General features: G+C 50.2%; 1 rRNA gene. It reads left to right on the top strand.

The features are described from left to right. Positions 1-154: 154 nt before the first annotated feature. Positions 155-255, top strand: a 5S ribosomal RNA gene (rrf, locus tag MRBLMS1_RS24695); the annotation flags it as partial.

The following is a 255-nucleotide window of genomic DNA, read 5'->3' as shown; positions in this document are numbered from 1 at the left end:
CGTACGGCTTGTCCCTATAACCTTAGCAGGTGCAGAGGATAAGACGGTACAACGTTGCGTGTGTGTTGATACTACCAGTCATTACCCCAATCTTTGCTTCTTCCAGATTCAGGCTTTGTCGCTCCATCGAGGACAAACGCCAGTACAAGTTATGCCTGATGACCATAGCAAGTTGGTCCCACCCCTTCCCATCCCGAACAGGACCGTGAAACAACTTTGCGCCGATGATAGTGCTGCAACCAGTGTGAAAGTAGG

Origin of the sequence: Massilia sp. LMS1-1-1.1 (assembly GCF_040815535.1) — a bacterium.
Classification (GTDB): domain Bacteria; phylum Pseudomonadota; class Gammaproteobacteria; order Burkholderiales; family Burkholderiaceae_D; genus Janthinobacterium; species Janthinobacterium aestuarii.
This window is presented reverse-complemented; position numbering and strand designations above follow the sequence as displayed.